Here is a 1422-nt window from a genome sequence, read left to right as displayed (position 1 = left end):
GTGCTGGAGCTCCTGGAAGACGTTCTCCTGGCGCTCGCGCTCATGGGTGATATCCGCCACCACCCACAAGGTCGCCGAGCGAGCCGAAGGGCGCGGGAGAGGACGCACGCGAACCCGATACCAGCCGAATTCCTGCGCGCCGCCCAATGACGGCGACAACCGGATTTCTTCCGCTGCTGCGCGATTCTCGCGCGCCGCCTGAGCAAGGCGATAGATCGCCTCGGACACTTCGGGCGTGCCGGAGAACAAGCGCTCGACGAGACGAACCTCCTCGGCATGCGATCGCCCGGAAAGGGCGAGATAGGCGTCGTTGGCATAGAGGATCCGACCTTCGCCCTCGACGACGAGGTGTCCCTCGCCCGCCGTATCCGCCATGATCTTGGTGATATCGTTGCGGACAGACTTCCCCGCGAAGCGCGCGACGCCGATGGCGAACGCGAACAGGAAGAAGACTCCCGCCATGGCGAAGAAGGCCAGGAGCGCGAGGATGAGCGGCTGAGCCTGTTCGTTGCTGAGAAACCGCAGGCTCAGAATTGCGCCGACGAGAATGGCGGCCAGCAGCAGGACCAGCCCGATATGGCCCGGGCGGTCGGATCGATCGATCGGTGCGCCGGAAGACCTATCGCCGTCGTGAGCCATGAAGTTCCTGTTTCCTGAAAGGGCAGACCGGTTATGCCGAACCGCAGAAAGAGCCGCAAGCGCGCACGGCACAACTTCAGCGGCGCCGCAATGCCGACGCATACGGGCCGCACCATAGGCGGCAAGCTTTAACATCTCCCTTCCGACTGCGCCGCCGCAGATAAACCGAACAAGGTTCGCCTGCCTCACGGCACGCCGAAAGAAATGGCCGCCTCCTCGTCGCCGCGTGAAAGATGTCGTGCGAGCCTTTCAGGCTCACTACCGCAACTGCACGCTCCATGTGCCGCAAGAGGGAGCCAGTTTCTTGCCTCGTGGCTCAAAAAAGCCGTAAATCAACTGTTTCAGGGGCTCGCGTTAAGCTGGGACAGCGCTGCCAAACGTCTTGCGGCGGCGCGCGTTAACCATTCATTTACCTCTTTGCCCGCTTCGGCAGGCATTGTGCTAGAAACGTTTCTGAACGGCCCTCGAGGGCCTCCACAACGCTTGAGAGTTCACCGTGTTGTCTCAGTTTGGCATTGAAGGATCACGGGCAGCCCAATACGTCATCGCCTTTGCGATCATTCTGGCCTTGGTCCTGCTTTTCGCGTGGGTGCTGCGCCGGTTGACGGGTGGAAAGCTGCTCATGTCGGGACAGGATCGCGGGCGCTCGCGCCAGCCCCGTCTCGGCATCGTCGACGTCTATGATCTCGATCGGCAGCGGCAGCTCATCCTGCTGCGTCGCGACAACGTCGAACACCTTCTCCTCGTGGGCGGGCTGAACGACGTGGTGATCGAGACCAATAT

Annotated in this window: 1 protein-coding gene and 1 pseudogene; one reads left to right on the top strand and one right to left on the bottom strand. The window is 62.0% G+C overall.

The annotated features are described in order from the left end of the window. On the bottom strand, nucleotides 1–639 hold a 639-nt coding region (locus AC1DT3_RS21025; protein WP_477467134.1), incomplete at its 3' end, for a PAS domain-containing protein. A gap of 496 nt (nucleotides 640–1135) precedes the next feature. Between AC1DT3_RS21025 and AC1DT3_RS21020 the strand changes: the two are divergent. Then, nucleotides 1136–1422: pseudogene (locus AC1DT3_RS21020) on the top strand (hypothetical protein); the annotation flags it as partial.

This window comes from Microvirga sp. P4_G7 (assembly GCF_056401005.1).
The sequence above is the reverse complement of the archived record's forward strand: the minus strand, read 5'-3'. Positions and strand labels throughout refer to the sequence as shown.